Origin of the sequence: Sebaldella sp. S0638 (assembly GCF_024158605.1) — a bacterium.
In the GTDB taxonomy this organism is placed as follows: Bacteria; Fusobacteriota; Fusobacteriia; order Fusobacteriales; family Leptotrichiaceae; genus Sebaldella.
The window spans coordinates 1-6,501 of the sequence record NZ_JAMZGM010000168.1 but is presented as its reverse complement, the minus strand read 5'-3'; the positions used below and the strand labels follow the sequence as shown (position 1 = coordinate 6,501).

At 30.8% G+C, this 6,501-nt stretch carries 12 protein-coding genes; all 12 read left to right on the top strand.

Annotated features, from left to right (window positions below; genetic code table 11):
- The first annotated feature begins 112 nt into the window (after positions 1-112).
- The 12 genes from NK213_RS18590 to NK213_RS18535 all read left to right on the top strand — a co-directional run bounded on the left by NK213_RS18590 (position 113) and on the right by NK213_RS18535 (position 6,432).
- Positions 113-433 carry a hypothetical protein gene (locus NK213_RS18590; protein ID WP_253352040.1) on the top strand — a complete coding sequence of 107 codons (321 nt, stop codon included), beginning with the start codon at positions 113-115 and terminating at the stop codon, positions 431-433.
- A gap of 3 nt (positions 434-436) precedes the next feature.
- Entirely contained in the window at positions 437-1,282 is an 846-nt protein-coding gene (locus tag NK213_RS18585; RefSeq protein ID WP_253352038.1) for a phage tail protein, read from the top strand.
- 16 nt (positions 1,283-1,298) lie between these two features.
- Positions 1,299-1,865: an N-acetylmuramoyl-L-alanine amidase family protein gene (locus NK213_RS18580; RefSeq protein WP_253352036.1), complete on the top strand. Its 567-nt coding sequence runs from the start codon at positions 1,299-1,301 to the stop codon at positions 1,863-1,865.
- A 12-nt stretch (positions 1,866-1,877) separates the two neighbouring features.
- Positions 1,878-2,195, top strand: coding sequence for a hypothetical protein (locus tag NK213_RS18575; RefSeq protein ID WP_253352034.1), 318 nt, complete (start codon positions 1,878-1,880; stop codon positions 2,193-2,195).
- Positions 2,196-2,216: 21 nt separating this feature from the next.
- A complete protein-coding gene (locus tag NK213_RS18570; protein WP_253352032.1) occupies positions 2,217-2,396 on the top strand; it encodes a hypothetical protein in 180 nt (59 codons plus the stop codon).
- Between the two features lie 98 nt (positions 2,397-2,494).
- The gene (locus tag NK213_RS18565) at positions 2,495-3,511 is read left to right on the top strand and encodes a permease (RefSeq protein ID WP_253352030.1); all 1,017 of its coding nucleotides are present in this window, start codon (positions 2,495-2,497) and stop codon (positions 3,509-3,511) included.
- Positions 3,512-3,529: 18 nt separating this feature from the next.
- Positions 3,530-3,757, top strand: a complete 228-nt coding sequence (locus tag NK213_RS18560) for a thioredoxin family protein (protein ID WP_253352028.1) — start codon at positions 3,530-3,532, stop codon at positions 3,755-3,757.
- A gap of 20 nt (positions 3,758-3,777) precedes the next feature.
- Positions 3,778-4,116, top strand: coding sequence for a metalloregulator ArsR/SmtB family transcription factor (locus NK213_RS18555; RefSeq protein ID WP_253352027.1), 339 nt, complete (start codon positions 3,778-3,780; stop codon positions 4,114-4,116).
- A 48-nt stretch (positions 4,117-4,164) separates the two neighbouring features.
- On the top strand, positions 4,165-4,626 hold the full coding sequence (locus tag NK213_RS18550) for a C-GCAxxG-C-C family protein (RefSeq protein ID WP_253352025.1): 462 nt from the start codon (positions 4,165-4,167) through the stop codon (positions 4,624-4,626).
- Positions 4,627-4,643: 17 nt separating this feature from the next.
- Positions 4,644-5,708 (top strand): ACR3 family arsenite efflux transporter, encoded by a 1,065-nt coding sequence (gene arsB, locus NK213_RS18545; RefSeq protein ID WP_253352023.1) that lies wholly within the window; start codon positions 4,644-4,646, stop codon positions 5,706-5,708.
- Positions 5,705-6,109 carry an arsenate reductase ArsC gene (locus NK213_RS18540; RefSeq protein WP_253352021.1) on the top strand — a complete coding sequence of 135 codons (405 nt, stop codon included), beginning with the start codon at positions 5,705-5,707 and terminating at the stop codon, positions 6,107-6,109. Before arsB ends, NK213_RS18540 begins: the two co-directional genes overlap by 4 nt.
- A gap of 131 nt (positions 6,110-6,240) precedes the next feature.
- Positions 6,241-6,432, top strand: coding sequence for a hypothetical protein (locus tag NK213_RS18535; protein WP_253352019.1), 192 nt, complete (start codon positions 6,241-6,243; stop codon positions 6,430-6,432).
- Positions 6,433-6,501: the final 69 nt, after the last annotated feature.

Genomic DNA, 6,501 nt, shown 5'->3' with positions numbered 1-6,501 from the left:
TGGGTTTATTACTCCTTACCAGGCTAGATTCAATTTCTTTGGATCCTAATGTTCCCATTTTGCTTGACCATTACAAAGATTGGGAGTATTTCATGACAAAATATACGGAGATTTGAATGCAAACCAATATAAGGAAATCGGGAAAGTCAATAATATCAATATTGGCCTGGAAGTATCAAATTTAAATAATGAGATAAAACTGAATTCAAATGTATATCAGGCACATAAAGCAAAGTTAAATTATATAAATTTAGCAATAAAGCCAATTAATTTAAATAATGATGTAAAAATGAATGAAAATGTTTACCAGGCACACCACGCAAAAATTAGTTCAATAGATTTATATTTAAAGACAAATACTTTGGAAGCTTTGGAACAAAACGTAGGAGCTTATAAACATATAGCTAAAATAAATTATATTAAAGGAGAATAGGATATGAGTAATTTTATAGGAACAGTACTAACAAATGAGGGAAAAAAATTGCTAGGAAAGGTTTTAGGAGGGGAAAAATTAACTTTTACAAGAGTATGTGTAGGTGATGGAGATGTGCCGGAGGAAAATATAAAGGACTTAACAGATTTGGCCTCTTATAAACTGACACTTCCTATTACTACAATTCAAGACCTGGGAAATGGAACGGTGAAAATAAGATCTACAATAACAAATAGAGGACTAGCAACAGGCTTTTTTATTAGAGAGTTAGGATTATATGCAAAAGGAGAAGAGGGAACTGAAGTATTGTATGCATACACAAAAAGTACAGATGCGGACTTTTTTCCAGCGGAAACAGCACAATATTTACTGGAGGAAATATTTGAAATAATAACAGTGATAGACCAGGGAGAAATAAATATAAATATTGATGGTACTGTGGTTTTTGCAACGATTAAGGATGTAGAGGACAGAATAGCAGAGTGCAAAGCAGAATGTTGCAGCAATAAAGGCGGTGGACTTGAGTTAATATATGAGGAAGATAATCTGGCACCGGTACAAATGACAGGACAGCAGCAATTTATTTTAGATTTAAACGTTGTTATTCCAGAGGAATATCACTGGATATCTATTGAGCTAGATAATAACAGGAGTTATTGTATAGTGCCAAGAGCATTATTAATTTCTAGTGCTGCCACTGATTATCCGGTCATATTAACTGATGGAAGATTGGATACGAATGGAGATGGAATACCATTCGCAAGGATAGATTCAGTTACAAATAAGCTAACATTTACAAGAAATTACACGTCGAATTATGAAAGTATAAGGGTAATGGGGTTAAAGTAGAAAAGGAGAGATGGAAATGAAATATAGTCAAATAATAAAAAAACACCTGCCAATTAACAAAAAGAGAACAGGGAAAAAGCTGGATTGTCAATATATTACAATTCATAACACAGGCAATCCAAAGAGTACGGCAGATAGTGAAAGAAGATACCTAGAAAACCCGGAGAATACAAATGCAACAGGCTGGCACATTGTAATTGGCGGCAAGGAAGCAATAGAGGCAATACCAATTTCAGAAGTAGCCTATCATGCAGGAACAAGTGCAGGAAACAACACAAGCATTGGCATAGAAATATGCGACAGCGCAGGACTTGCAGCTGAAAAAAATGCTATTGAATTGGTCGCTAGCTTATTAATTCAGAAAGGCTGGGGAATTGAAAAGCTGAAAACACATAAGGACTGGAGTGGTAAATATTGTCCGCATATCATATTGCCACGTTGGAACCAGTTTAAAAACGATATTGCAGCAGAGATAACAAAACAGAAGGCGGAACAGGGAACAACAGTAGAAAAAAATATAAAAGAAATAGAAGTGTTCGATAAGGCTGGAAGATCGCTAGGCATTTTAAAAATAGAATTATAGGAGGAGATAAGAATGGGAATAATTAAAGGAATAATAGGGATATACATGAGTAACCCTATATTAAATACAGGAATTATAATAGGGGTATTGGTTTTAGGTTGGTTTTTATGGACTTATAGAAAACTTGAAGTATTGGCACTTGCAGGAAGTATAAAGGCAGAGCTGCAGGAGTTTCTAAAAGGGGAAGAAAAGTTAAATTTTGCCCTTAATTGGGTAATGAAACAGAGTTTTTACAAAGACACTATATTAAAGTTTATTCCTGCAAACATAATAAAATATATTATAAATATAATATTTAAAAGAAATAAGAGCAGCATAGAAGCAGAATAAAATCGAGAGGAGTTCCGTTCAATGGAATTAACAAAATTAACAGAATTTGGAATATTAGGAATAGTATTAAGTTATTTTATATGGAAGGATATGAGGACTTTTGAGACATTTAAGGAGTCAATGAGAGAAATAGTAAATGAATTGAAAGAGCTTAATACAAGAATTGATAAATTAGAAAATAATGAGAAAGAGCCTGATTAAAGGTTCTTTTTTTATAATAAAAAAGTATTGACAATATATTTTAATTTATGATATTATTTGTATAACCGGTTTAGCGAATATAAAGAATGGAGAAAAATATGGAAATGTTTATAAAAGGATTTAATTCTATAATGGATATTTTTTTTAAAATGACTTGGTTAAATGATTTGTCTGGATTTATAGTACAAAAATTATTAAGACTTGATTTAACATCTCAAATAGGCGGGAGTATTCAGTTTTTTATATTTGATACTATAAAAATATTTATATTATTAACATTGTTAATATATGGAATTTCTTATATACAAAGCTATTTTCCGCCTGAGAGAACTAAAAAATTATTGGGAAATATGAAAGGAATTAAAGGTAGAATAGTAGGAGCTTTATTAGGAACGATAACACCTTTCTGCAGCTGTTCAAGCATTCCTATATTTATAGGATTTACAGCTTCAGGGTTACCGTTAGGAACTACTTTTTCATTTTTAATTTCTTCACCGTTAGTAGATCTTGGAAGTTTTCTGTTATTAATGTCATTTTTTGGATTTAAGATAGCGTTTGTATATGTTTTGGTGGGATTAGTACTGGCTGTTGTAGGCGGTGGTATAATAGACCATTTAAATTTAGAATCACAGGTAGAGGAATATGTGAGAGAAATGCCTGATGTTGACGGTGAGCTGGAAACCATGACAAAAAGAAAAAGACATGAGTTTGCCAAGGAACAGGTAAAAGATATATTTAAAAAAGTATGGCCTTATGTAATAATCGGAGTAGGAATAGGAGCACTGATTCATAACTGGATACCGCAGGAATTAATAGAAAATCTAATAGGGAATAATAATAAATTTGCTGTATTAATATCAACAATATTAGGAATGCCGATGTATGCAGATATATTCGGTACTATCCCGATAGCAGAAGCTTTATTTTTAAAAGGAGTAGGAATAGGAACAATATTATCTTTCATGATGGCAGTTACAGCACTGTCTCTGCCTTCAGTAATAATGTTAAGTAAAGTGGTAAAGCCAAAGTTATTAACGATTTTTGTTTTAATAGTAGGTATAGGAATAATAATAATCGGATATTCTTTTAATTTTTTCGGTTATATGTTTATATAATTTAAAGGAGGAAAAAATATGAAAATTAAAGTTTTGGGAAGCGGATGCAAAAATTGTCAAAATTTAGAAAAAAATGTTAAAGAGGCTTTGAAAGAAAGCGGAAAAGAAGCAGAGGTGGAAAAGGTAACAGATATGAAAGAGATTTTGAAATTCGGCGTAATGAAAACTCCTGCCCTGGTAATTGATGAAAAAGTAGTAGTATCCGGAAGAGTAGCAACAATAAAAGAATTAAAAGAAATTATTTAATAAAAGTATGGAGGTAAATAATGGTTAATATTGCGGACCAGTTAAAAGCTTTGTCAGATGAAACCAGATTAAGAATAGTTAATCTGTTATATGATAAGGAATTATGCGTGTGTGATATTTTAAAGGTTCTTGATATCACACAGACAAAAGCTTCAAGACATTTGGCATATCTGAAAAATAACGGTTTTGTCAGGGACAGAAAAGAAGCTCAATGGTCACATTATGCATTGATAAAAAAGGAAAATGAGCTATTAAAAGTATTAGTAGAGAACTATTTGAGAAAAGAAAGCATATATCAGGAAGATTTAGAAAATTTAGAAAAGTATTTTGCAGTTAAGAAAGAAAAATGTGCTATCTAAGCAATGATTTGAGTTATTCATTTGATGATGAGAGAAGATGATCAATATATGGAAAAAGAAATAAATTTAGGTGATATAAAAAAAGAGGCAGAAAAATATTATGCAGAAGGAGATTATTACTGCTCAGAAGCAATAGTTGCTGTTATAAAAAAATATATAGATAGCAATATACCAAAAGAAGCTATAGCGATGGCATCAGGTTTTCCAGTTGGTATTGGGGGATCAAAATGTGTTTGTGGTGCAGTCTCCGGTGGTATTATTAGTTTAGGATATTTTTTTGGTAGGACTGATCCTAAAGATGAACAGGTAAACAAAACATTAGAACTTGCAAATGAGTTACAACAAAGTTTTAAAGATAATCATAAAGTATTATGCTGCAAAGTTTTAACAAAGAATATGGAAATGGGTTCAGATATACACATGAAACAATGTGTAGAATTTACAGGGGAAATTGCTAAAAAAACTGCAGAAATAATTGCAAGAGAGTTAAATATCAAAACTATAGAATAAAATTTGAGGAGTAGTTTATGAATAATGAAAATAAAAAAATAGGATTTTTTGAAAGATATCTGACAATATGGGTAATTATTTGTATAATTCTAGGAGTGGCTATCGGCAAATTTATTCCGTCAATTCCTGAAACATTGAGTAAATTTGAATATTATAATGTTTCAATACCAACAGCTGTACTAATCTGGTTAATGATATATCCAATGATGTTAAAAATAGATTTCAAAAGTATACTTAGTGCTACTAAAAAGCCAAAAGGATTAATAATAACTTGCACAACAAATTGGTTGATAAAACCATTTACAATGTATGCAATCTCAAGTTTTTTCCTTTATATAGTTTTTAAATCATTTATCCCAGCAGAATTAGCAAAAGAATATTTAGCAGGAGCTGTTTTATTGGGGGCAGCACCATGTACGGCAATGGTATTTGTATGGAGTTATTTAACAGATGGAGACCCTGCTTATACTTTAGTCCAGGTAGCGGTAAATGATCTTATAATTTTGGTAGCTTTTGCACCAATTGTGGGATTTTTATTAGGAATTGGAGGAATAACAATACCATGGAATACACTGATTTTATCAACGGTTTTATTTGTAGTAATACCATTATTATTAGGATTTATAACTAGAAATATAGTAATAAAAAATAAAGGTATGGAATATTTTAATGAAGTATTTTTAAAAAAATTCAATGGAACAACGATAACGGGTTTATTACTAACTTTAATTATAATATTTTCATTTCAAGGGGACAGAATTCTAAGTAATCCGCTACATATATTATTAATTGCGATACCGCTAACAATACAAACATTTTTCATCTTTTTTTTGGCTTATCTATGGGCGAGAGCATGGAAATTACCACATAATATAGCATCACCAGCTGGAATGATAGGTGCCAGTAATTTTTTTGAGTTATCTGTGGCAGTTGCAATATCATTGTTTGGGTTAAGATCTGGTGCTACTCTTGCAACGGTTGTCGGGGTATTAGTAGAAGTTCCGGTAATGCTTATGTTAGTGAGAATATCAAATAATACAATAAATTGGTTCAAACCTGAAATTCAAAAGGAGTATAAATGATTAAAGTAGGTTTTATATGTGTTCATAATTCATGCAGATCACAAATTGCAGAAGCATTGAGTAAAAAGTTTGCTTTTGAAGTTTTTGAAGCATATTCAGCAGGAACAGAAAAGAAAGATGAAATAAACAAAGATGCTGTGAGGCTAATCAAAAAAATATATGATATAGATATGGAAAAGACACAAAAATCTAAATTATTAAATGAAATACCGGAGTTAGATGTATTAATAACAATGGGTTGCAATGTCGAGTGTCCTTATTTACCGTGTCGATATCGTGAGGATTGGGGATTAGAGGACCCGACTGGAAAGACAGATGAAGAATTTATAGAAACAATAAATTTAATTCATAAAAAAGTCTTAATTCTAAAAGAGAAAGTATTAAAAAAAGACATTATTTAGACAGGTATTTTAAATACCTGTTTTTATATCACTTTTAATTGACAAAAGAAAATGAATGTTATATTTTTTATTGCTTTTTAGCAAAAAATGTGTTAGTATATTTTCATTGGAACAGAAAAGAGGTTTTAGGATTGAGTAGTATCGTGATAGAGTATAATGTGTTGTTGGAGCTTATAGAAGAAAAAAAAATTTATTCACTGGAAGAGGATTGTGAAGTAATAAAACAACAGGAAAGAAAAACTTTAAAACAAAATACTATGATATATAGAGAAAATAATAAGTTATATGTAAGAGATGAAGTTAATAATTTGTTCCAATTGTAGTGCTATAGTAAAGTAGGAACACCAAAATCTAAACAATGATATAATAAAAAAAGAAAGAGGTGTTTTGAA